Below are 24,984 nucleotides of genomic sequence, written 5' to 3' on the forward strand. Positions count from 1 at the left end.
CTAATCTCCTAATGTAATTGTTATTTCTTTTATTTTCTTGAGTGATGCGTTGGTTTTGACACTTTGGGCAACGACCTTAGAGCCTTTACCCTTAACATGCACTTTTATGCCCAACCATTCACCGAATGTTTCAGCATTTTTCTTGGTCCAACCGTACATATCCGGCATTTCAGTAAAGTGATCTGTTAAGACAAGGATTTGCTGATTGGATTTCAGTGCTTCACCTGTTCTTACAGAAACTTTCTTAATATTTTTACCAGTACCTAGGATAATAGGTTGTACAAGATTGCGTCGTAACTCATCTGCTAAATCACCAGGGCTGGTATTTTTAGTAGATGGCATTTTATAAGTTATTTCTTTTGAAACTGACTTTAAAACAGGTGATTGCGTCGTCAAGTTCAACGTATCCTTCATCGCTGCAGCTTCTTCTAACACCGGATTGACCACCTCTTTCCAGAAGATTGGTTGGAAAGATTCTGAGGGCTGTTTCAGAGTTACATACATGATAAAATCAGGATTTTCTGCTGGTGTCATTGCCACAACAGAATAGATGTAATCATTTGCCCCTGTCAGATAACCACTGCCATTTTCTCCGGCAATTTGTGCTGTACCGGATTTAACTGCCACATTTTGATTAGGCACTTTGATAATCGGACCTTCTGCCTTGCTATATAATGTTCCGTAAATAGGATCTGTACCGACAGTCACCATATGGTCTCTCGTTGACTTAGCAGCATCTTTGGAAACGGGGTGCCCGACAATTTCTGTAGAAGCCTTACGCGCACTCCCACTTTTGGAATCATAAATTGCACTGATGAATTTTGGTTCAACCATTACACCGTCGTTAGCGATGGAAGAAAAAGCACGTAACATTTGTATCTGAGTAACTGAAATCCCTTGACCAAAAGCACTCATTGCATAAGTAACGATATTATCTGCCGGAAGACCACCGTAATCTTCATAATTCATTCCAAAGCGTGTAGGTAGTCCAAATTTAAACTTGCTAAGATAGTCTAGCCATTTTTCGTCACCCATTTTTTTCTCAAGAGAAGCCATTCCCACATTACTAGAAAGAGCAAAGCCTTGAGCATAGGTTAATGTCTGTCCTTCAGAAAGTCCCATGTTGACATTCCAGTCTCGAATCGTTACATCCGCAATTTGTAAGCCACTATTATTATACGTTTCATTTTCTGGGAAAGTGTTATTGTCTATAGCTGCAGCTAGTGTCATAACCTTCATCGTTGAGCCAGGTTCATACTGATTTTGATAGAGAGCACTAGACCAAGCGAAGTCTTTTGTCAGATCTTGCTTTGTATCAGCATCAAAACTTGGACGCTGCGTCGTTGCAAGGATTTCTCCAGTTTTTGCACTAACTAATGTGGCACTGGCATAAGTTCCCTTAGCTTTTTCCACAAAAGCATTCATCCGCGTTTCAAGGAAAGACTGTAGGTCTGAGGATAAGGTTGTATAAACATCTTTTCCATCTTGTGTTTGCCTTGAAACCTTGTCTGATCCCGGTACTATATTTCCGTTTTTATCTTTTTCATAGGTGATGACACCATTTGTTCCGGCTAACGTCTTGTTTAAAGCAGCTTCTAAACCTGTTGTTCCAACAAGTGTTTTACTACCATCTTTATTTTCTTGTAACTGAGCCAATCCAACAAAAACAGAAGCAAAATTCCCATTTTTATAGCTTCTATTTGGACTAGTTGTGAAATCAACTCCCTTTACTTTCGCTTTTTTCAATTCCTCACGAATAGTATTCATATTGCTATAACTGATACCATTCCCTTGAGCACCAAACGAAACTTGTTGTAATTTTTTTCGAGATAGTTGTTTTTTGACGTAGTCCTTGTCCATACCAAGATACTTGTTAAATACATCAGCTACCTTATCGTATTGAGATTCTTCTACATAGAGAATTTCTCCTGTTGCTGACTTATAACTTTTATCAATAACAGCATAAACATTATAGGAAGTCGCGTCTTCAGCTATTGGCAAACCATTACGGTCATAAATAGTTCCACGTTTAGCTGGGACGATCTTTGTGATTTGATGCACTTGACTTGCCTGTTCAGCTAAATTCACGCCAAACTTCTTTCCCGTTCCAATGATAATTGCAAAATTGATTAGGAAAACAAAAAAGACAAAAACCGTCAAAACGCTTAGATTTTTCCCTACTCGTCTACGGTTGTAACCAGGATTCCTACGATTTTTCAAAGCATGGTTTAAAATTCGTCTTCTGAGTCCATTCATGCTCTACTCCGCCGTTCTGATATTTTCATTATTCTGAGTCATTTCCTGTGAACTTGCTAATTTTGACAAACGTTCACTACGAATCAATTCGTTTACTTCTTGTTTAGCATCATCTAGTTCTGTGCGCTTTGCTTCAATTTTTGAATTGACAGTCGTTAAATCACGTTGCACCTGCAATAATTTTGTTTGCATAAAGACAACACTGGTTGCTAAGATAACCGCTGTCAAGACTATAGCGCCATAAAATGCCTTTTCAACACGAGAAAATCTTTGGATACGCGCCTGAAGTATCTGACTAGTCGTTCTTTGTCTATTATTTGCCATCTCAATCCTCACTTATGTACTTTTTGCGCTACACGCAGCTTGGCTGAATGCGCGCGATTATTGTTATCTAGTTCTTCTTTACTTGGTAAAATAGGTTTCCGAGTGACCAACTTCATTTTAGGCTGTAATTCCTCTGGAATAAACGGCAACCCTTTCGGTACTTCTACTGTTGAGGCTACTTTAAAAAGTTGCTTGGTCAAGCGGTCTTCTAACGAATGAAAGGTAATCACCGAAATACGCCCATCAACTGCTAACAAATCCATCGCCTGTTGAATGGACTCGTCTGCCGCTCCCAACTCATCATTGACCTCAATACGAATAGCTTGAAAAATCTGTTTAGCTGGGTGACCTTTTTTCTTTAATTCCTTGGCAGGCTTAGCAGATTTGATAATCTCTGCCAACTCCGTAGTGGTCTCAATCGGTTTCTTTTCACGCATTTGCTCAATTTTCCGAGCAATTTGCTTTGAAAATTTATCTTCTCCATACTTGAAGAAAATCCGCACCAAATCGTGATAGCTGTATTGATTGACTACTGCATAAGCCGTCAACTTTGCATCCTGATTCATCCGCATGTCAAGCGGAGCATCCTGTTTATAGGAAAACCCACGCTTGCGCTCATCCAATTGCGGACTAGAAACCCCTAAATCATAACAAATGCCATCAATTTCTTCAACACCTAGCTCATGCAAACGTTCCTTTAAATGACGAAAATTATCATTGATAAAGGTCACCATTCCTCGCGCTACATAAAGCGCTAAGTGTTTTTGAGCATAATCAATAGCGGTCTGATCTTGATCAAAAGCATATAAATGACCGTTTTTTCCTAATTTACTCAAAAGATATTCGCTATGCCCTGCCCCACCTAATGTCGCATCAACATAGACTCCATTTGGTTTTATATCAAGTTGATCAATGGTTTCGTGCAGAAGAACTGTTACATGATGAAATTCATTTGTCATATCTTTACTATTATACCACAAAGATTTAAAAAAAGAATTTTAGAATCATGTAAAGTTTTTGTCAATTATACTTGACATATCAGCCAAGGATTTTTATAATAAAATCACAAACGTCAGTTATATTTGACATCAAAATAAGGAGAAATGCATGAATCGCGTGAGAGAATTCCGAAATAGTCTTGGGCTATCACAATTAGAACTTGCTAAAAAGATCGGCGTTTCACGACAAACGATTAACATGATTGAAAACAACAAATATAATCCCACACTAGAACTTTGCATTAACCTAGCACTAGCTTTGAAGACAGACCTAAACACACTTTTTTGGAACAAGTAAAAAATAGAAAGACTAAATTCAAATGAATCTTCAACAATACAAAAAAATTATCTTACCTCTTCTAGCTATTCTCCTTATCATTTCCTTCTACTTTTTCTTCATCTTAACAGATCCAATCTTGTTCTGGGTAGATGTGGCAGTGATTGCTGGTTGCATATTTTTCGGTCGAAAACTTTTAAAGAAGGACTAGACTTCTTGCGCCTTCCTTCTCGTCTTTTAAGCTGCTTTGTGGTAAAATAAAGTCATTATTCTATGAAGGAAATTACAAATGTCACGTTTCTTATCCAGATTATCTCCTGCTAGGCGCATTTTATTGAGCTTTGCTCTTGTAATTGTGGTGGGCTCTCTTCTTTTAAATCTGTCTTTTATGCAGACAGCGACCTCTAAAGCTAATTATTTTGATCACCTCTTTACGTCAGTTTCAATGGTTTGTGTGACGGGACTTTTTACGCAGTCTGTTGCAGATACTTACAATGTTTGGGGACAGATTATCTGTATGCTCCTCATTCAGATTGGCGGATTGGGGCTGATTAGCTTTATTGGGCTGATTTATGTACGTTCCAATCAAAAACTCAGTTTTTCCAATCGTACTACTTTACAAGAAAGTCTTAGTCGAGATGAGACAAATTCTATTCGCGACTTTCTTCGCTCCATTTTTCTTATTACTTTCAGCATTGAAGCTCTTGGAGCATTTATCCTCAGTTTTCGCTTTGTCCCCATTTTAGGATGGGGAAAAGGACTTCTAACCTCCATTTTCCTTGCTATCTCTGCATTTTGTAATGCTGGATTTGACAACTTAGGAAGCACTAGCTTATTGGCATACAAAACAGATGCCTTGGTCAATTTGACCATTGCTGCCTTGATTATCATGGGAGGCTTGGGTTTTTCAGTTTGGTTTGACTTAAAAACAAATATCCAGACAAAAGGACATAAGCAAAAATTGCGCTTTCACACAAAATTGGTCCTTGCTTTAACAGCTCTCATCTTAATCAGTGGAACCTGCTTGACATTTCTAACAGAATACCAAAATACAGCTACGATTGGTCAACTTCCCTTTGAAAAGAAACTTTTAGTCAGCTTCTTTCAAACCGTCACCATGCGGACAGCTGGATTTGCAACAATTGACTATACACAAGCTCGCCCAGTAACCCTGCTCCTTTACATCATTCAGATGTTTCTAGGAGGTGCTCCCGGAGGAACGGCAGGGGGACTGAAAATCACTACTTTTTTGGTCGTATTAGCCTTTGCCCGAACGGAAATCCTTGGCTTGCCTCATACTAATTTTGGCCACCATACGTTTTCTCCCTCTACCATTCAAAAAGCCTTTAGTGTCTTGATTGTCTTTACAACAACCTTTATCATTGGCTTGACTTTTTTGACTATGGTCGCTGATAATGGACATCGTTTTATTTACTTAATGTTTGAAGCCATGTCTGCTCTTGGAACGGTGGGCGTAACGGCAAATCTAACACCTACTTTAAACCATGCCGCCTTAACGGTGATTATGTTTTTGATGTTTATCGGACGTATCGGACCATTGACCTTAATTGTCAGTCTTTCCAATCGAAAACCGAAGAAAAAAGACACAATTAAATTTACCAATGCAAATATTATTATTGGATAGGAAGGAATTTTATGGATAAACGAACAATCGGTATACTGGGGCTGGGAGTTTTCGGTCGCAGTATCATTAACACACTTCGCAAATACAACTGCGATATTATAGCTGTCGATGACCATGAAGATGTCATCAATCATTTTGAACCCATTTTAGCGCGAGGTGTGGTCGGCGATATTACAGACCATGATTTGCTTCAGGCGGCAGGGATTGATACCTGTGATACGGTAGTGGTCGCTACTGGAGACAATCTAGAATCGAGTGTCCTTGCTGTTATGCACTGCAAATCGTTAGGCGTTGAAAAGGTGATTGCCAAGGTGAAAAGTAAGACAACCAGAGAAGTCTTGCTAAAGGTCGGAGCAGACCGCTGCATCTCCCCTGAGCGTGAAACAGGGATTTCACTTGCAAAAAATATCCTGCATCAAGCTACGACTGACGTCATTGAACTAGATAAAAATGTATCTATTATTGAATTTTATCCACCTCAGTCTTGGATTGGTAAAAATTTAGCCCAATTAAAACTTCGTCAAAACCACAACCTCAATATCATTGGCTTTCGAGAAACACCCGACGGTGTTCTCAATATTGATACATCACCTGACTATACCTTTAAAAAGGACGAACTGTTGATGGCGGTTATTGACAGTCAAACATTTGACCACTTTGAAGATATTACAAAATAGATGAAAACATCGCTGAGAATTTTTCTCAGCGATGTTTTGTTACCTTTATTACGAATTTGGATCATCCAAACTTCGACCGTGCAAGCCTTTTTCACGTTGGACTTGACGGAGCTTTTCCGGTGTGATGTCATTACCCTCTTCATCCACAATTTTAATCCCTTCAATGTGGTGGCGAACGCTACGACGATAGCCTTCAATGTATTCTTCACGCAATTTAGCTTGCTCTACTTTTTCTTCTGGCGTTAGGCCAACTGTTTTTTTCTTTTTGGCAAGTTCGTTGATACGTTCGATTTTCTTTGGTTCCATTTTTCCCTCCTTGGATTATTTTGTATTGATTTGGTTAAATTGTGCCACTTTTTTGGCTTTCGTCATTAAGGCAGCTAAGAGTGCCAAACGATTTGCTCGGATTGCTTCATCTTCAGCCATAACCATAGTATTGTCAAAGAAAGCGTCAATCACTGGACTTAAAGCGAAGAGTTGCTCAATATTATCTGCTAAGTCATCAGATAACGTTAAGTTTTCTACTGCTGCATGAAGGGCTTTTTCTTCGGCATTTTCAAAGAGGCTCTCGTCCACAACACTAGCCGTTTCTGCTTTTTCTGCCAAGTTAAAGACACGTGCTAAACTTTCGACCGACGATTTGAAAGAATCTTCTTGTGCTTTTTCTGCCAAAAGACTTGCTGCTTCAACCAAGTCCCGCACAACAAACGTTGAACTATTTAAAACAGAAGACACGATATCTTTTGGAACATCGCTGTCCATCATTTTTTCAATACGTGCACGGAAGAAATCAAGCACTTGTTCTTTATTGCTATATGTGAGACTGTCAAATTGCAGCGCATAGAGCTGTTCTATCAATTCATCTAAAGCAACGTGCCAACCAAATTTATCAAGAATGCGCACGACACCTTGCGTTGCTCTACGAAGAGCATAAGGGTCATTTGAACCGCTTGGAATGAGTCCGACCGAGAAGAAAGAAAGAATCGTATCCATCTTGTCTGCAATAGCTAAAATTGCACCAACTTTCGTGTCTGGCAATTCACCGTCACTGGCAGTTGGCAAATAATGCTCCCGAATGGCTTTAGCTACTGCTGTGTTTTCTCCTGCAAGCAGGGCATATTTTTCACCCATGATACCTTGCAGCTCATCAAACTCACCAACCATACCAGTCAACAAATCAAACTTGTAAATAGCTGCAGCTCGCGCTACGTCTTTCATTTCTTGCTTAGATAACTGAGCTTTTTCTGCTAAAAGAGCTGCAATCTTTGCTGTTCGCTCCATGTGCTCTGCTAGAGAACCTATTTTTTCATGGAAGGTCACATTTTTCAATTTTTCAACCAAATCAGAAATAACCAATCGTTGGTCTTCGCGCCAGAAAAATTCTGCATCTTCCAAACGAGCTACCAAAACTTTCTGATTTCCTTTGACCACATTTTCAAGATGTTCTGTATTTCCGTTGCGTACCGATACAAAATATGGAAGAAGTTTGCCATTTTCGTTACGAACAACAAAGTAGCGTTGATTGACTTTCATGGAAGTCACAAGAACTTCCTCAGGTACATCTAGATAACGCTCGTCAAAACGCCCGATAAAAGCGGTTGGGTATTCAATCAAATTCAGCACTTCGTCCAGCAAATCTTCGTCAATCTCCACATGAACATTGTGCATTCTCTCAATTTCTTTGATTTGATCCAAAATCATGTTTTCCCGTTCCATTGGACTAGCAATGACAAAAACTTTGCGCAAGTCCTCTTCGTAAGAATCTGCTGACTGAATCTTCACTTCATGGCCGAGAAAACGATGCCCCCGACTTGTCCGTCCACTTTCAATATCGAACAAATTCATCAAAAAGGACTCATCATCCAACAACACAGTTAGGGTATGAACGGGGCGAATATATTCAAATGTATTGGTGCCCCAGTGCATATTGACCGGAAAGCTCAGAGAGGTCAGCACATCGGCAACTCCGTCAATCAATTCCTCAACAGGTTTTCCGATTTCTTGCTTGGTGACATAGACATATTCTTCGCCTTTGACTTCACGAAAAGTGATATCTTCAACAGTCAAGCCTTTTCCACGAACAAAACCTTGCGCGGCTTTAGTGAAATTTCCATCTGCATCCAAAGCAATCTTCTTACTTGGTCCTTTAAAATCTTCTGTTAAATCTGTTTGCTTTTCACTTAGATTGGACACGCGCACAGCCAAGCGACGAGGAGTTGAAAACATTTCAATCTTATCAAAAGTCAAACGATTGTCTGTTAAAAAGACTGCCATTTTATCTCGTAATTGCTTCATGCTTGCTGTCACGACATAGGCTGGCATTTCTTCTAGCCCTAACTCAACCAATAAATTCTTCGTCATTTTATTTCTCCTCAGTCAATAATTTCTCACGTGTTGCTTCATCCAATAATGGATAACCCAACCGTCTGCGCTCTGCCACAAAAGTTTTAGCAACAATACGCGCCAAATTGCGAATCCGCGCAATGTAGCCTGCACGTTCTGTCACAGAAACAGCTCCACGAGCATCCAACAAATTAAAGGTATGAGAGCATTTCAGCACATAATCGTAAGCAGGATGGACGAGATTGTATTCTAAACAGCGCTTCGCTTCTGCTTCAAAATGATCAAAATTTGCTAAAAGCAAGGCTTGATCGCTCACTTCAAAACTGTATTTTGAATGCTCAAATTCTGGTTGGCGGAAAATTTCTCCGTATTTCACGCCATCAGCCCATTCAATATCATAAACAGAATCCACCTCTTGGATATAAGATGCCAGACGCTCCAAACCATAGGTAACTTCAGATGTCACTGGGTTGGTAGGCAAACCACCGACCTGTTGGAAATAAGTAAACTGCGTGATTTCCATACCGTCAAGCCATACTTCCCAACCTAGACCTGCAGAACCTGTTGAAGGATTTTCCCAATTATCCTCTACAAAGCGAATATCATGTTCCAACGGATCAATTCCCAATAACTCCAAAGACTGCAAGTAAAGTTCTTGAATATTGCTTGGAGATGGCTTCATGACCACCTGAAATTGATGGTGTTGGTAAAGGCGATTAGGATTTTCACCGTAACGTCCATCTGCTGGACGACGTGAAGGCTCTACATAAGCCGCATTCCACGGCTCAGGACCAATGGCACGCAAGAAAGTATAAGGACTCATGGTACCAGCGCCTTTTTCATTGTCGTAAGCCTGCATGAGCATACAACCCTGATCATTCCAGAACTGTTGCAACGTTAAAATAATTTCTTGGAAGGTTAACTTCTTCGACATAATGTACTCCATTCTTTTTATAATAATATTCTTGCGGCCTGAGTTTGTCAGTTTAGCTGATAAACAAAAAGCAGAACTGCACTTGACACGATACCTATACAGATTTGCATAGGGGCGTCAAAACGCGGTTCCACCCTAGTTTATTACTTCATTGTTAATATGGCCTTAAGATAACATCAAGGACTAAAATTTACCGAAAGCGCCCGTTCATACTTTATTTCACCCGACTTCCACTATCTCAGGCTCGCTTGAGAAATGCCATAAGACTTTCTTTCTGACTAGTATTATAGCAAAAAAGGGCAATCTTGTCCAGACTTACTCCAACTTCATAGAATTAAAAACATACATAAAGAAATCTTGACTGACCTCAAAATGCCCGTAGCGTAGCTGGCTGGCATAGTTTTTCCAGTCTGGGTGCTGCCTGGCAGTTCCAATCGGACAAGGCCGGACAGATTTGTAATACTCAACATCCCGCCTGAAAGGGATAAAATCTGGTGCCATTTCAAATTGATAAACCTCGTCACCTGTCATTTTACCCACAGCTGTGAAAGCCTGCAGTTTTTGATCAGAATCAAGATCAATTTTAGGACTGTAGTAGAGTAGGTAATCGCCTTTTTTCATGCGTTTTAAAGGACCGCCCTTCCCATGACAAACCTGGCAAAAACCACCAGTAACACCACGTTTAACATGATTTTCTGAAACAACACCAACCCAGAACTTAACCATCGTTTTCCTCCAATTTTAGTAAAAGCCGATTAAAATCTGACACCTGACTGCCCAGCTGGCCAAAGTAGGTTTGGTCAATTGCCTCAACGAGAGGCAAAGCCTCCTCGCAAAGGAGAGATAGTTGATAAATTTGTTTCACTCCAGATATCCTGGTAATTTGTAAATCTAGTCTTAGGTACTTTTTTCATCTTTTATTCACCAATCGCCCATTCTTTTGACAGTAAATTTGGAATTTCATCTGGTTTCACAGGAACATAATTTGGTTGTATAGTCCGACTAAATTTAGGCCGCTGAAATATCTCTTTACTTAATTGTATCAATTTATCATGTTGAAGGATTCTCTCACTAATTTGTTTAGATAGAAAATAATGTTCAGTGTAGGCAAATAAAACATAATTCAAAAATTTTTTCACTTTGTTTGAATTCTCACTATTAAATTGATGCCTGAGACTCCTATATTTTTTATTTTTCTTGTGATAAAAGGTTAAAACAAGTGTTTGTTTTTTTAACGGGAATATAACTAAATGTAACCCTTCCATTCTCACATCAGGAGAAAAATCATAAATGTCATTTACTGGATATCCATACATATCGGACTTTAATGTAACTGAAACTTGAGTTGCAATCGGGACAACATATGGAAGCAACTCTTTATATATAATTTGATATGCCCCTTTTGAATTATCTATGATTTCTTTTTTATGAAGTTCTATATCAAAATGAAAATCTCTTAAATCTAAATCATGTTGCTCCATTAACATGTCAATTCCAAAGATCCTATCTTCCATTTGCTTATATAGTTCCTTCTCCTGACTCCTTTTAGCAACATTTAATAATTCATCTTTTAAAGCAATTTCAGCTAACATTTTATCTGTTATGTCACCCAATAAAGATTCTTCAGACTCATAATCTTTAAAGAAAGTATTATCACAATTATCACATATGTATTTAAAAGTTCCGGAATTATTTATTCCTTTTTCTATATCAAAAAAATCAATATCTTCAAACGACATAAGCATTGTAGATTGGACTATTTTCCCGTTCTCAGCAAGATTTTTTAGGACAAACTGAGGTACTGAATGTGAATTGCAAAGATTCGTAATTTCTTTATCACAAAGCAGACATCTTTTAGGCCTTGATCTTTTTCTTGCCTCATAAATACGTTTAGATAACTCTTTTTTAAATTCAATATTAACTATACTAATCACTCCCCTTTTTCATAAATTAGAAATCAAAATATTATTTTTAATTTTAGTCATTATAAAATAACTTAACTGCTTGGTAATGATTTCTTCTTCCATTTTATCTCCTGAGTTCTTAACCAGCATTGTTTGATAAATACACTTCACATTATATCAGTTATTATATAATCCATAAAGTTTTTATGCAATAAAATTCTCTGGATATTCCTAAAAATTCATTTTTTTGTTAATAATATGGTTTCCTTCACATTCCTTAGCCAATGTCTATTAAGCACCAAAAATCCCCTAGAAATTACAATTCTAAGGGATTATTCTTTATCCTGCTACTTCCGGTACTTGTTCCGGTTTAGTTTTCTTATTTGGGCTGGCCAGGCGGCGCTTGCTGTCTCGGATGGTGTTGAGATCCTTGAGGAGTTTGGCAAAGTGGGCTTTCTCTGGATAAGCTTCTGCGGAGGCTGCAGTATAGCGCATAAAGAGGTCATAAGTGCGGGAGATTTCCGTGCGCAGCTGCTTGGTCTTACCGACTTCCTTGCTAGACTTGGCTGCACGCGCTAGGGCTTCAGCCTTATCGTAGTCTTCCTGAGCAGTCGTCACTGCGCTAATCACTGGTGAGAGTCCCAAAGTAATTACTGCCGCGTTGTAGGGCTCTTCCTTGAGGGTTTTGAGGAGACTCTTGATCTCGGCAGTTGCGACATCGTTGGTATGCTTAGTGATATCCTTGTACTTGGCAAGGACTGGAGCCAGCGTCTCATGTGCTTGCTTGAACTTCGCTTCCTTTATTTTGGCAAACCCTCTATGTAGGGTAAAGAGTCCGACTAAGGCACTGTCCCGCTCCTTATCTACTCCTGCCAGACTCGTGCTCTGTTTCTTTTCCACACTGGCTAGCTGTTTTTGGAACTCTTCTAGCTTGCTCGCAAAGGGCTCCAAGTGTGTGCTATACGTCTCTTCGTTCTTATTTGCCTTAACAAAGTCTGTGATGATTTGATGAGAATCCGTCATCAGACTTTCAAACTCACGGTGAGTAAAATTGCTATAGGTCAGGGGGCGAATGGTGTAGTTAGTAGTCATAATAAAACCTCTCCAATAATTTGATGAACTAAGTATACCATGCGGCGAGAAATCTTTTACACGGCTATCCTAAAATGATATTTTTATCCCTGAAATGGCATTTTTTCAAAATCGAAGACATAAAATATCCCCACCTGATGACTTCTTCACTTTCAGATGGGGATTATCTTTCTTTATAAGATGAGCTATTCGAGCATTTAACACTTAGAATGCATGGAACTTTTTGTAAATGCTATTATTCGACCTTTAGAACACTTGGAATTTTTAGCAAACTACATCATATGACAGGTAGAAAGCATGGAATTTTTTATAAACAGGACTATTCGAAAGCTAGATTGTCTAAAAATTTTAGTGAACGCTAGTGTTCAGTATTTAGATTGATTGGACATTTTGATAAAGGTTACGTTTCTAAACGTTGATGATTCCTATTTTCCTCTATCTTCCCACTCTCAATGGCTCGATGACTTCCTCGATCAGTCGAGTGTATGCTTCTTTGATTTCTTTTTTGTAGCGCAGAGGATTGAGGGCATCGCTCACTTCTGTCTTGTAGTCTTGGTAGCGTTGGCTATGGTTGAGCTGGCTTTCACCGGCTTGCTTTTTAGCTCCCTTGCGATAGTTATCAATCAGATAGCGAAGTTCATCTGCTCCGACATACCACTTTTTAGCAAAAGCCTGAACATGTCGGGCAATAACCGATTGAATCATCTGCTCTAAGATATAAGAGACGGACTGACTGCGATAGTTGTCAGGATCTGTTTGGATTTCCTGCCAGAGATCGGCGATGATTTGAGCTAGACCTGGATTGGTTTTACTGAGGCTGGCGATATAGTCATCAACAGCTTGGATATCCTTTGGACTCAACTCCCGACTATCTGCATCCTCTTGGGGGATAAAAGTCTGGATGAGGGAGAGGATATAGCTGTAGTTGATTTCATCGACATGGACAGATTCCAACTCATAGAGGATGTCCAGGGGCTCGTCCTCTTCTTCTCCATCCTTACGGAGCTTGAGCTCTGCTAGGATATTCTGATACAGGCCTAGATAGTCTTCCAGACTCTCATCGCTGAGACCAGTCTCCTGATAAAGCATATCCTTGTCATACTCTGCATAGACCTGGATAGAAGCCAGATACTTGTCCAGCTGCTGATAACTTTTAGCTAGCTTCTTCAGCAAGGCCGTTGGGGCACTTTCGATAGTCAGTCCTTCTTCGGAGTTACTGGATAGCTGCCTCTGAAAATCAGCCAAAGCTCGGTCAAAGTTAGCCTTCTCCTCCGACCATTCTGGAGCTAGTACTTGATTTTCCCCACCATTAGAGTAGAGGCGCAGGGCATCATCCACCGCAACTTTAAAGGCCAGCGGCTTTTGAAAAGTCATGACATGTCCATAGGACTTACGCTGGTCAAAGATTCGGTTAGTCCGGCTGAAAGCCTGAATCAGATCCTGTGGCTGCATCGGCTTTCTATCAATGTAGAGCGTCGATAGACAAGGAGCATCAAAGCCTGTCAGAAGTCTATTGACGACAATGACCAAGTCCAGCTGCTCATCCCGATAGAGATACTTCTCTTTCTTTCTAGCTAGGCGTTCATTGACATCGGTATTGAAACTCCAAAGAGTTGATAGATTATAGTGAGTGCCAAACTCCTGATTGTAGTCTTCCAAAGCCTGTTTCATCTTATCCTGATTGACAGAGGATTCCTCTTCATTCTCCGTCACTGAGTAGGTGATGGTAAACTTAGGAAAGTCAGGCAGCATGCGCCTCGTCCGTTCAGAAATCTGAATGCGAGTCTGGCCTTCCTTAACTCGCTTAAGCAGGTCATAGTAGCGCTGAGCCTGATGGATAGACTTGACAGTCAGGATAGCATTGTAGGTCCGCCCGACACCATTTTCGAGTCCCAGTTGACGCTGACTTTTATTAAGAATGGCATCTAGCACTTCCAACATATGGTCTTCATGCTCATAGACGCTGTCAGGGATGTCTTCTTCTACTGTATCTGTGATAAGGGTATTGCGATAATCTACCTTGAAGCCGAGCACGGCATTGTCATGGATGGCTTCTTTGACCGTATATTCATGCAGTCGATCACCATACTGCTGCTGGGTAGTCTGGGCTAAGTCCCCTACTTGCTTGCGCTTATTTTCCCCAAAGATAGGTGTCCCAGTAAAGCCATACCACAGTGAATAGACAAAGAACTCTCTGAGAGACTTCTGAGCCTGCGGTGTGACAGCCCGGTGGCACTCATCTACGACAAAAGCCACTCTAAGCTCTTTGATTTTCTTATATTCCTGCCGGTAATGCCCTTCTTCAAACTTGCGCAACATGACATTAATCTTCTGAATGGTCGTGACGACCAGTCCTTTATGATCAGCAGAGAGACGGCGGACCAACTCTTTGGTATTGTCCGTTTCATCAATGTCAATGACATCATTGGCTGCATAAGATAGAAAGCTAGAGGTGGTCTGGTCATCTAGATCTCTGCGATCCACAACAAAGATGGTCTTTTGAATTGCAGGGATTTGCAGGAGATTACGAGCCACCTTATAGGAGGTCAGCATCTTACCAGATCCCGTCGTGTGCCAGATATAGCCCGACTCCTGACGCAGGAAAGCTTCCCGGACAGCTTCGATAGCATGCACCTGATAGGGCCGCAGTAAAATAAGTGCCTTTCTAACATCATCAATGACCGAATACTGCATGACCATCTGATGGGCACGTGGAATAGAGAGTACCTGCTCCACAAAGGCAAAAAGGTCTGTAACCAGCTGGTTCTGGCTGTCGACCCACTTGGTCAGAAACTGTGCATTGAGCTTATTTTCTTTTGCAGCTGCGATATAGCGAGTGTCGATGACATTGGATACGACAAACATCTGTAGGCTGGAGTAAATCCCACGAAACTTTCCTTCTTTGTCGTATTTCTGGATTTGCCGAAAAGCATTCAAAAAAGGCTCCTGACGACTTTTCAGCTCAATATGAATCATAGGTAGCCCATTGATAAGCAGAGTCACATCCAGACGGCGATTCGGATCCATAGGATAGGCCTTGTCGCGCTCCACTTGATGGACAATCTCATAGCTGGACTTGCCACCTGCTACATTGTCTCGCCAGATAACTGAGAGGCGAATCGTTCCAAGTCTGGCATCCTCCCGTTGCACCTGGACTTTAGCAATACCATTCTCGCCTGCCAACCATTTAGCTGCTTCATAGTAGTTGACAAAGTTAAGCTGATTCTTGATTTGCTCCTTCTCCTACTCAGTCAGTAGCTGATCTTTCAAGGCAGGTAGATTATTTTGCTCTAGCTTGGCAAAGAAATTCTCCCACAGCTGCTCCTCTGTCCGCAACTCCTGACGATAAGTCCACTGACTTTCTCCACTTGTCAGTCGCTCAATCAGCTGCTTTTCGATTTCTAATTCTGCAATTGATTTCATGCCATAATATCCCATTATTCTTAAGTTAATATAGTTTCATTATAGCATAGATATCACTATTTTAAACGAAGAAATTTATCCAAAGGATTCTAAAAACTCCTGCAAGACGAGTTTCTTGCAGGAGTTTCTACGTTAATTAAGTATTCATATATTATGCTTCGTATCGTTTTTCACCATCCAGATAAGTTGCAACGAGTTCTAAATCCTTGTCCAAAACGATAAAGTCCGCATCGTGACCTTCTTTGATTTGACCACAAACATCATCAATGTGGACTGATTTTGCTGGATTGAGCGTTGCCATCATAACTGCTTCATGTGGGTTGGCAATGCCCCATTTGACAACGTTCTTTAGTCCGTCTTTCAATTTCAAGATAGAGCCCGCGAGGTTGCCTGTTGATTTGAGACGAGCAGTTCCGTTGGCGACCACTACTGGAAATTCGCCCAGCATATAATCTCCGTCTTCCAAACCGCCTGCAGTCATACAATCTGTAATGAGTGCTATATTTTCATGTCCTTTTTGCTTCATCAAAATATCACAGGCTTTCGGATCAACATGGTGGCCGTCACAAATCAATTCTGCATAAGTATGAGGCAGCTCATACATAGCTCCGACCATGCCAAGTTCTCGGTGGGTCAATCCACGCATTCCATTATAAGCATGAACCCAGACACTAGCACCCGCGTCCACAGCTACTTTTGCTTCTTCAAAAGTCGCATTTGAGTGCCCCAGCGCAACCGTTACGCCTTCATCTGTAATAGTGCGGACAAAGTCTTCCACACCTTCTCGTTCTGGCGCTAAAGCGATTTTATTGAGCAGACCATTTGAAGCTTTTTGCCAAGCGCGAAATTCATCCATTCGAGGATCTTTCATGTAAATTGGATTTTGAGCTCCTTTGTATTTTTCTGTGAAATACGGACCTTCAAAATATAGCCCACGAATCTTAGCACCTGTTGCTTCTTGGTAATGATCACCAATATTTTCGGTCACAGCTAGCAGTAATTCAAAACTTGAGGTCAAGGTTGTCGGTAAAAAACTGGTGACTCCTGTTGACAATAAGCCTTCACTCATAATGTGAAGCGTTCCTTCGATATTATTATCCATCACATCAACACCACCAAAGCCATGAATATGGGTATCTACCAATCCCGGTGCAATAGAATAACCTGTGTAATCTATCACATCTGAATCTGCTGGAATTTCCTTGGACCATTTTCCAAATTTGCCATCGACCAATTCCAGATAGCCACCTTGACGAATACCGTGGGGATAGAAAAATTGATCAGCTTGAATGTATTTAGGCATAATAAAACCTCCTTCATTCGATGAGAGTTTATATTAAGTTACAATTTCTAGCAACTGTAATTGATATTTTGAGGCACTCTCACATTTATTCATTATGTCCCTTTTATTATACCGCTTTCTTCTTTTTTTGTAAATGGTATAGACCTATTTTGTGTATTTTAAATCATCAAAAAACAAACTACATCAGCAGTCTGTTTCTCAATCTTAAATTTGTTCCGCTTGCACTTTCTCCGCCAAGTTCATGGCATGGTCTGCGACTCTCGTATAGTGAGAGATGATATCAATGAAGTTCACCCCAGCCTGCGTAGAGCATTCACCTCTGTTCAAGCGATGAATATGTGTTTTGCGCAATCTGCGTTCCATTTTATCAATCGCTTCATGCTTAGCCACCAAACTATTGGCCAATTCAATATCATTATCTTCTACAGACTTCAATGATTCTTTTATGAAGCTGAGTGTCATATTGTAAATCAAATCCAACTCTTGCAAAGCTGCTGGAGAAAATTCTACTTTTTTACGGCGAATATAGTCTGTCAAGTTAATCAATGCCTCGCCATGGTCTCCAATTCTTTCCAAATCGCGTGAAGAGTCCAAAATATTGGTCAAGACTTCACTTTCTTTTTGACTCAGAGGCTCACTGGATAAATCGATCAGATAGCGCGTCAAATCTTCATCAATCTTATTGATAGCTTCTTCTGTTTTATGCCCTTTATCTGCTGATTTTTCAGTGTTATTTACAATATAATCATAAGCTAGCTCAAATGAGCGCATTGCATAACTTCCTAAATGCAGCAATTCTTTTTTTGCATTTCCTAAAGCAAGCGATGGAGCTTGTTTAATCAAAATCACATCCAAATAAAGCGGCTCGTATTTCACGACTTCATCTTCACCTGGGATCAACTTCGTTACCAAAGTAGCCAGCAAGCCAATGAATGGAAACTGAATAATGGTATTGGTGACATTAAAAGTTCCGTGAGCAAAAGCAATGGTCATTTCTGGACTTAAATGGAGAGCTGTTTGAAACCACTGAATCAAGCTTGTAAATGGTCCTAACACAATCAAACACAAAATGGTACCAACCACGTTAAACATTACATGAGCACCTGCCACACGTTTTGCTGCAATATTGGCACCTAAGGACGCAATAATCGCTGTAATCGTTGTCCCGATATTATCCCCAAAAAGAACTGGCAAAGCTCCTTTTAGCTCAATCAAGCCACTTGCATACAGATTCTGTAAAATTCCAATGGTCGCGGACGAAGCCTGAATGAGCAATGTAATTCCTGTTCCTACAAACACACCAAGGACTGGATTTCCACTTAACTTTATCATGTATTCACGGAAAGCGTCTAAATCTTTCAATGGCTCCATAGCGCCACTCATCAGATTTAAAGCAAAGAAAATCCCACCGACCCCAAATAAGACACGACCAATATTATTGATAGAGCGCTTTTTGGTAAAGAAGAGACAGACTGCTCCTAAAAAGAGAATGGGTAAGGCATAATCACCTAGCTTAAAACCAATAATAAAGGAGGTCACTGTCGTTCCGATATTGGCTCCCATGACAATACCAATCGCTTGCTTCAAAGTCAATAGTCCAGCGCTTACCAATCCAACCGTAATAACTGTCACACCTGAACTGGACTGAATGAGAGCTGTTAGACCAATCCCAACTAGAACACCAAAAAATGGATTGCTTGTATATTTGTCAATAAAATAACGAAGCCGATCACCTGCAGCCTGCTGCAAGCCATCCCCCATCATCCTAATACTATATAGGAAAAGTCCTAAACCGCCTAAAAAGCTAAATATAATTTGCTGCCAATTGATGGACATCTTTTTCCCTCCGAAAAATATGTAGCGGATTATCTCCTTTTCTATTTTAATGGATAAGTGTAAAAGTAACAAGCCTTTTTTAGCATTTTTATCAAAAAAAGAAAGAAAAATAGAATTTCCTTTCTTTTTAAATATATTGATATAGCTAAAATCACATTTTATTTTTGTTCTAAATCGCGGAGCATTTGGTCAATTTTATTCCCGTATTCAATGGATTCATCTTTGATAAATGTCAAATCAGGAATTTTATACATCTTCAAGTTGTGACCCAATTCACGTTTGATCGTTCCTTTGGCTTTTTCTAAACCAATTTGAGCTTTTTCTTGCTCAGAAGCAAGCTTGCTCATCAGCGTGTAGTACACTTTTGCCATTGACAAGTCACCCAACATTTGCACATCTGTAATGGTAATTCCTTGAACACGCGGATCACGAACTTTTTTTTGCAAAATTTCATTGACTTCACGTTTGATTTCCATGCCCACACGATCCACACGAAATTGATTTGCCATGATATCTCCTTTCACTTACTTTAGAAAAAGGTTGAGGCAGACTTTAATGAACCATAGCCTGTCTCTTTTCCATTCATATTTTATTTTGTGATTTCTTCCATGATGTAGGCTTCAATCATGTCGTCAACCTTGATGTCATTGTAGTTCTCAACCATGAGACCACCTTCTTGCCCATTGCCAACTTCTTTCACATCATCCTTATAATGTTTAAGGCTAGCAAGCGCACCATCAAAGATGACAACACCATCACGAATCACACGAACCTTAGAATCACGAGTTACTTTACCGCTAACCACCATAAAGCCACCAATGGTACCGACTTTAGAAACCTTGAAGGTTTCACGGATAACAGCTTCACCGATAATTTTTTCTTCGTATTCTGGATCCAACATCCCTTTCATGGCATCTTCTACTTCTTCGATGACTTTATAAATAATGCTGTGAAGACGAATTTCGACATCATCGGCTTCTGCTTGTTGACGAGCTTGTGGGGTAGGACGAACGTTGAAACCAATGATAAAGGCATTTGAAGCTTCGGCAAGAGTCACGTCAGACTCGTTAATAGCACCAACTGCTGAGTGAACAATCGTGACTTTAACGCCTTCTACTTCAATCTTTTGAAGGGAAGCTGTCAAGGCTTCGGCAGAACCTTGCACATCTGCTTTGATAATAACATTGACAGACTTGACTTCACCTGCTTTAAGGGTATCAAAGAGATTTTCAAGACTAACACGGTGAGTTGCTTGACGTTGCTTCATGAGAGCACGTTTTGCACGTTCTTCACCAGCTGCACGCGCTGCTTTTTCATCTTCATACACTGCAAAATGATCACCAGCCATTGGTGTTTCATTTAGACCCGTGATAGATACTGGTGTAGACGGTCCAGCAACTTTCACTCGGCGTCCACGGTCATTGGTCATGGCACGTACACGTCCAAAGGTATTTCCGACAACGATTGGATCCTGCACATTCAAAGTACCTTGTTGAACGAGCAGAGTTGCCACCGCACCTTTCCCTTTATCCAAGCGCGCTTCGATAACCGTACCAATTGCGCGAACATTCGGATCGGCTTTTAATTCTTGAATTTCGGCTACAAGGAGAACTGTTTCGAGCAACTCCTCAATATTTTGATTGAATTTCGCTGAGATTTCAACGAATTCAGAATCACCGCCCCAAGCAGTTGACATAACGCCATATTCAGCCAATTCACCGATAACCCGTTCAGGGTTGGCACCTGGCTTATCAATCTTGTTAATCGCTACAATAATAGGGACATTTGCTGCTTTTGAGTGGTTAATGGCTTCAATCGTTTGAGGCATTACCCCGTCATCTGCTGCCACGACAAGAATCGTAATATCTGTGACAGAAGCACCACGTGCCCGCATAGAAGTAAAGGCCGCATGCCCTGGCGTATCTAAGAAAGTAATTTTCTTACCATTTTCTTCAATCTGGTAAGCACCAATATGTTGTGTAATACCACCTGCTTCACCTGTGGCAACACGAGAATTACGCAAGGTATCCAAAAGCGTTGTTTTCCCGTGGTCAACGTGTCCCATAATGGTCACAACCGGTGGACGCTCTACCAAGGCATCTGGATCAAGATAATCATCATCCACAAAGAAGCGATCAATATCTGCATTGTCCACTTCAACTTTAGCATGAGCTTCAATACCATAATCCACCATGAGTAGTTCAATGGTGTCACCATCTAACGATTGGTTTTGGGTCGCCATGACTCCCATCATAAAGAGTTTCTTGACAATTTCAGCTGGTTCGCGCTTAATCCGCTTTGCAATCTCTGCAACGGTCATGCCTTCTGTATATTCAAACTCTTTTGGCAATTCATGGAATTTACGTTCTGTAACCGGTTTTGGAGTTTGGTTATTGTTCCGATTATTCTTGCCTTTTTTATTTTTCTTGTTATGATTCCAATTACTATTCTTTTGATTTCTCACTTGATTTTGACTGCTTCGATTCTTTTGTTGTTTTCTTGGACCATCTTCTTCACGATCAAAGTCATCGCGTTTCTTGTCTGGTCGAGCTTGTTTTTTCCGACGAGTATCAACTGCGGGAGTTTGACTCGCTTCAGGAGCAACTTGGGGCTGTGGAGCTGGCTTTGTTGCTTCCACGATAGGAGCTGCTGCTTGAAATAATTCTTCTACAGGTTCTTTCCGTTTATTCTGCTCGCGTTGAGCTGCTTTCGCAGCCTGAGCTTGTTTGAAACGTTCTTCACTACCACGAGCATATTCAGCATTTTGTTCAGCTTTCAGAGCTGCTGCACGTGCTTTAAAATCAATGCGTGGCCCTTGATTCGTTTGAGGGCGATTTTGATTTGTAGCATGTGAACGATTTTGCTCTTGACGACGATTATCTTGGTTGCGATGATTGCGATTGTCACGTTGCTCGCCACGATTCCCACGGCCATTTCGGTTTTGGTTGTTTCGATCATTACGCGGATTGCGCTCTTCTCGATTTCGCTTCTCAACATTTTGTTGTTTTTGCGGACGATTGTCTCGCTGTTTATTCCGTCGTTCTGCTTGCTCTTTTGCTCTTGCCTCTCGTTCAGCCTTAAAATTACGACTTTTTGGTTTTGCAGGCGCCGACTTCATTTCCACTTCCGACTTTTGCGTCGGAGCTACTGCCTTCTGCTCTGCTTTCTTCTCAGCCTCGGTCGTTTCTTTCACTGCCGTTGAAGCTGACGGTTGCTCTTTAGGCAACGATTGAGTCGGCTTTTGAGTCGTTTCTTTTTTAGGAGCTGCTGCTTGAGAAAAGCTAGCTGTGATACGTGTTGCTATTTCACTTTCCACGCTGCTGGCATGACTTTTTACCTCAATACCAAGCTCTTTTGCACGCGCCACAATTTCCTTGCTTTCTTTCCCCAGTTCTTTCGCGATTTCGTACAATCTTACTTTAGACAAATCTTGTCCTCCTCTTCTATTCCATAAGAGACCTCATTTTCTTTGTAAATCCAGCATCAGTGATGGCAAGCACTTTTCTTGCCTTGCCTACTGCGGTGCTTAATTCCAGTGTTGAAAACACGGTTGATACTTCTACTTTGTAATAATGACTTTTATCAGTAATTTTCTTGGTCAAATTTGGAGCAGCATCATTGGCTAAAAAGACTAACTTTGCTTTCTTATCTTGTATTGCCTTAACAACCAGTTCTTCACCTGATATGATGCGACCTGCTCGTTGTGCCAATCCAAGTAAACTGGCTAATTTTTGTTTATTCAAGACCAAGCTCTCTTCTTTTAACTTTATGATCCACGTAAGCAATCAGCTCATCGTAAAAATCGTCTTCCACTTCCATATTAAAACTGCGATTAAAGACTCGTTTTTGCTTAGCTTGAAGCGCTTCTTCATTATCAAGTTTGATATAAGCTCCACGTCCGTTTGCCTTGCCTGTTGGATCAATGAAAATTTGACCTTCTTTGTTTTTGACAATGCGGAGTAAATCACGCTTGTCAATGACTTCGTTAGAAACTACTGATTTTCGTAAAGGGATTTTTCTTGTTTTTGCCATTCTTTCCCTCCTTTAGTCTGCTGCTTCAACTTCACTTTCTACAAATTCTGCTTCTACAGGACTTTCAACTGCTGTAAATTCTTCTGCTTCTTCAGCAAATCCGCCAAGCTCACCAGCTTCTTCCATAGCTTCAAATTCACTTGCAGATTTAATGTCAATTCTGTAACCTGTCAAATGAGCTGCCAAGCGTACGTTTTGTCCGCGACGACCGATTGCAAGAGACAATTTGTTATCTGGCACAACGACAAGAGCATGCTTGCTATCTTGACTGTCAAAGATGACTTGATCCACTTCTGCCGGAGCAATCGCATTGTAGATGAATTCAGCAGGATCTGCTACCCACTCAATCACATCGATGTTTTCTTCAATAGGAATCATACGATCTGATTTTGCATCATACTTAGCAGGATGAAACTTGCTAGTGATTTTCTTGATGTTTGCGCCACCACGTCCAACGATTGTACCAATTGCATCTACATTTGGGTTGTGACTGCGTACCGCAACCTTGGTTCGATCACCTGCTTCACGAGAAACGCTCATAATTTCAACCGTTCCATCATAAACTTCAGGAATTTCTTGCTCCATCAAGCGTTTGATCATCTCTGGATGACTACGGCTAACAAAAACATTTACACCACGAGGATTGTCCTCAACCTTATAAACAAAAACTTCAATGCGGTCGTGTGAAGCAAAGACTTCTCCAGGGATTTGGTCTTGTTTAGACAACTGCGCTTCAATGCTGCCAAGATTGACATAGATGAAACGATTGTCAAAACGTTCGACTGTTCCTGACATGATTTCATTTTCATGCTCTTTGTACTTATTGTAGGTAATCGCCCGCGTTTGCTTGCGCATCTTTTCCATAATTGTTTGCTTAGCAGATTGAGCTGCTACCCGACCAAATTCAGCCGGCGCTTCTTCAAATTTGATTTTATCACCAAGCTCATAAGCTGAGCTAATGGCAAGAGCATCTTTTAAGCTGATTTCCAAACGGCTATCAAAAACTTCGTCCACCACCTCACGAACTGTATAGACACGAAAATCACCTGTTTTTTCATTAAATTCAATGGCCGCACTATCTGACTGACCATAACGGCGACGATAAGCGGAGCGTAAGGATTCTGTCACTGCTTCGATAATGTCTTCTTTTTTGATTCCTTTATCTTCTTCCAAAATGCGGAAGGCCTCTAGCATTTCTTTACTCATGTTTTTTTCGCTTTTGTAAAAACAAAAGCAATCCTTTCTTTTTTCTTACTAAAATTTTACTGCTAATCTTGCTTTGGATACTAGCTTGTAAGGAATTTGAACAACTTTCTTACGCGTCTTATCCATATATTCCATTGTTACACTATCTTCCTCAAAAGAAAGCAATGTTCCTTCAAAGGTTTTACTTTTATCAACTGCTTGATACAGACTAACATGGATATATTGCCCAACTGCATCTGCTAATTGTTCTTTCGTTTTCAGCGGACGTTCCAACCCTGGGCTCGTCACCTCAAGGAAATACTGCTCAGGAAAAGGATCCGGCTTAATCGTGTCCAAAAGCGGACTGATGATGTCCGTCAAATCTGCCGTATCATTTACGGTAATCCCTCCCGGCTTATCTACAAAAATACTGAGAACATGGTCGCTCCCCATCTTACCATACTCAATATCCACTAATTCATACGGTTCTTGGATGACTGGCTCGACAACCTCTTTTACCAATTCTACAATCGTTGCGATAAGACTACACCTCCTCACAGATAAGAGGCGAAGATACTTCCTCGCCTCTCTTTCATATTCGTTACTTGTATTATAGCATAAGAAAAAATAAAATGCAAGAAAATATATTCCTGTATTTTATTTGATGCTACACTTATCAATCGTAAGAAAATTGATTGATTTCAGCATTGTGGTTGACAGATAATTCTAAAAAGAATTGACTATAAAGTCAAATA

Annotated in this window: 21 protein-coding genes and 2 pseudogenes; 4 read left to right on the forward strand and 19 right to left on the reverse strand. The window is 40.5% G+C overall.

Annotation, left to right across the window (positions count from 1 at the left end):
• The 3 genes from pbp2x to rsmH are packed head-to-tail and all read right to left on the reverse strand — an operon-like array spanning position 1 to position 3,539.
• On the reverse strand, positions 1-2,256 hold the full coding sequence (gene pbp2x / locus ACOMA9_RS08190) for a penicillin-binding protein PBP2X (RefSeq protein ID WP_421425190.1): 2,256 nt from the start codon (positions 2,254-2,256) through the stop codon (positions 1-3).
• Positions 2,257-2,259: 3 nt separating this feature from the next.
• Entirely contained in the window at positions 2,260-2,580 is a 321-nt protein-coding gene (gene ftsL, locus ACOMA9_RS08195) for a cell division protein FtsL (RefSeq protein WP_421425192.1), read from the reverse strand.
• Between the two features lie 8 nt (positions 2,581-2,588).
• Positions 2,589-3,539 (reverse strand): 16S rRNA (cytosine(1402)-N(4))-methyltransferase RsmH, encoded by a 951-nt coding sequence (gene rsmH, locus ACOMA9_RS08200; RefSeq protein WP_421425194.1) that lies wholly within the window; start codon positions 3,537-3,539, stop codon positions 2,589-2,591.
• 148 nt (positions 3,540-3,687) lie between these two features.
• On the opposite strand from rsmH, the gene ACOMA9_RS08205 reads away from it, so the two are divergent.
• The 4 genes from ACOMA9_RS08205 to ACOMA9_RS08220 all read left to right on the forward strand — a co-directional run bounded on the left by ACOMA9_RS08205 (position 3,688) and on the right by ACOMA9_RS08220 (position 6,177).
• A complete protein-coding gene (locus tag ACOMA9_RS08205) occupies positions 3,688-3,876 on the forward strand; it encodes a helix-turn-helix transcriptional regulator (RefSeq protein ID WP_003043419.1) in 189 nt (62 codons plus the stop codon).
• Positions 3,877-3,898: 22 nt separating this feature from the next.
• On the forward strand, positions 3,899-4,066 hold the full coding sequence (locus ACOMA9_RS08210) for a hypothetical protein (RefSeq protein WP_421425196.1): 168 nt from the start codon (positions 3,899-3,901) through the stop codon (positions 4,064-4,066).
• A gap of 78 nt (positions 4,067-4,144) precedes the next feature.
• The gene (locus ACOMA9_RS08215; protein ID WP_421425197.1) at positions 4,145-5,500 is read left to right on the forward strand and encodes a TrkH family potassium uptake protein; all 1,356 of its coding nucleotides are present in this window, start codon (positions 4,145-4,147) and stop codon (positions 5,498-5,500) included.
• An 11-nt stretch (positions 5,501-5,511) separates the two neighbouring features.
• Positions 5,512-6,177, forward strand: a complete 666-nt coding sequence (locus tag ACOMA9_RS08220; RefSeq protein WP_003043350.1) for a potassium channel family protein — start codon at positions 5,512-5,514, stop codon at positions 6,175-6,177.
• Between the two features lie 48 nt (positions 6,178-6,225).
• Here ACOMA9_RS08220 and ACOMA9_RS08225 read toward each other — a convergent pair whose 3' ends face one another.
• The 16 genes and pseudogenes from ACOMA9_RS08225 to rimP form a co-directional block, all read right to left on the reverse strand.
• Positions 6,226-6,483 (reverse strand): DUF896 family protein, encoded by a 258-nt coding sequence (locus ACOMA9_RS08225; RefSeq protein WP_003025937.1) that lies wholly within the window; start codon positions 6,481-6,483, stop codon positions 6,226-6,228.
• A 15-nt stretch (positions 6,484-6,498) separates the two neighbouring features.
• The gene (gene glyS, locus ACOMA9_RS08230) at positions 6,499-8,538 is read right to left on the reverse strand and encodes a glycine--tRNA ligase subunit beta (protein WP_106082853.1); all 2,040 of its coding nucleotides are present in this window, start codon (positions 8,536-8,538) and stop codon (positions 6,499-6,501) included.
• 1 nt (position 8,539) lies between these two features.
• The gene (glyQ, locus tag ACOMA9_RS08235; protein WP_106082852.1) at positions 8,540-9,454 is read right to left on the reverse strand and encodes a glycine--tRNA ligase subunit alpha; all 915 of its coding nucleotides are present in this window, start codon (positions 9,452-9,454) and stop codon (positions 8,540-8,542) included.
• A gap of 315 nt (positions 9,455-9,769) precedes the next feature.
• A complete protein-coding gene (locus tag ACOMA9_RS08240) occupies positions 9,770-10,180 on the reverse strand; it encodes an EVE domain-containing protein (protein WP_003070336.1) in 411 nt (136 codons plus the stop codon).
• Positions 10,173-10,283, reverse strand: a pseudogene (locus ACOMA9_RS08245) (MarR family transcriptional regulator); the annotation flags it as partial. The pseudogene ACOMA9_RS08245 and the gene ACOMA9_RS08240, both read right to left, overlap by 8 nt.
• An 88-nt stretch (positions 10,284-10,371) precedes the next feature.
• Positions 10,372-11,388, reverse strand: a complete 1,017-nt coding sequence (locus ACOMA9_RS08250; protein WP_006270113.1) for a hypothetical protein — start codon at positions 11,386-11,388, stop codon at positions 10,372-10,374.
• Between the two features lie 309 nt (positions 11,389-11,697).
• Complete coding sequence (locus ACOMA9_RS08255; protein ID WP_247906724.1) at positions 11,698-12,450, reverse strand: DUF6261 family protein; 753 nt, start codon at positions 12,448-12,450, stop codon at positions 11,698-11,700.
• A gap of 435 nt (positions 12,451-12,885) precedes the next feature.
• A pseudogene (locus ACOMA9_RS08260) lies at positions 12,886-15,873 on the reverse strand (type I restriction endonuclease subunit R, EcoR124 family).
• A 151-nt stretch (positions 15,874-16,024) separates the two neighbouring features.
• Entirely contained in the window at positions 16,025-17,176 is a 1,152-nt protein-coding gene (nagA, locus tag ACOMA9_RS08265) for an N-acetylglucosamine-6-phosphate deacetylase (protein ID WP_270206960.1), read from the reverse strand.
• 204 nt (positions 17,177-17,380) lie between these two features.
• The gene (locus tag ACOMA9_RS08270) at positions 17,381-19,012 is read right to left on the reverse strand and encodes a Na/Pi cotransporter family protein (RefSeq protein ID WP_247905469.1); all 1,632 of its coding nucleotides are present in this window, start codon (positions 19,010-19,012) and stop codon (positions 17,381-17,383) included.
• A gap of 158 nt (positions 19,013-19,170) precedes the next feature.
• Positions 19,171-19,521, reverse strand: coding sequence for a 30S ribosome-binding factor RbfA (gene rbfA / locus ACOMA9_RS08275; RefSeq protein WP_003043380.1), 351 nt, complete (start codon positions 19,519-19,521; stop codon positions 19,171-19,173).
• An 80-nt stretch (positions 19,522-19,601) separates the two neighbouring features.
• Positions 19,602-22,439, reverse strand: coding sequence for a translation initiation factor IF-2 (gene infB / locus ACOMA9_RS08280; protein ID WP_151380361.1), 2,838 nt, complete (start codon positions 22,437-22,439; stop codon positions 19,602-19,604).
• A gap of 16 nt (positions 22,440-22,455) precedes the next feature.
• Complete coding sequence (locus ACOMA9_RS08285; protein WP_049533320.1) at positions 22,456-22,755, reverse strand: YlxQ-related RNA-binding protein; 300 nt, start codon at positions 22,753-22,755, stop codon at positions 22,456-22,458.
• Complete coding sequence (gene rnpM / locus ACOMA9_RS08290) at positions 22,748-23,044, reverse strand: RNase P modulator RnpM (RefSeq protein WP_003033741.1); 297 nt, start codon at positions 23,042-23,044, stop codon at positions 22,748-22,750. The genes ACOMA9_RS08285 and rnpM overlap by 8 nt, the downstream gene beginning before the upstream one ends.
• A 12-nt stretch (positions 23,045-23,056) precedes the next feature.
• Positions 23,057-24,250, reverse strand: a complete 1,194-nt coding sequence (nusA, locus tag ACOMA9_RS08295; protein WP_003043633.1) for a transcription termination factor NusA — start codon at positions 24,248-24,250, stop codon at positions 23,057-23,059.
• A 48-nt stretch (positions 24,251-24,298) separates the two neighbouring features.
• On the reverse strand, positions 24,299-24,787 hold the full coding sequence (gene rimP, locus ACOMA9_RS08300) for a ribosome maturation factor RimP (protein WP_151380360.1): 489 nt from the start codon (positions 24,785-24,787) through the stop codon (positions 24,299-24,301).
• Between the last annotated feature and the right edge of the window lie 197 nt (positions 24,788-24,984).

This window comes from Streptococcus atopicus, assembly GCF_049166725.1.
Lineage (GTDB): Bacteria > Bacillota > Bacilli > Lactobacillales > Streptococcaceae > Streptococcus > Streptococcus hominis.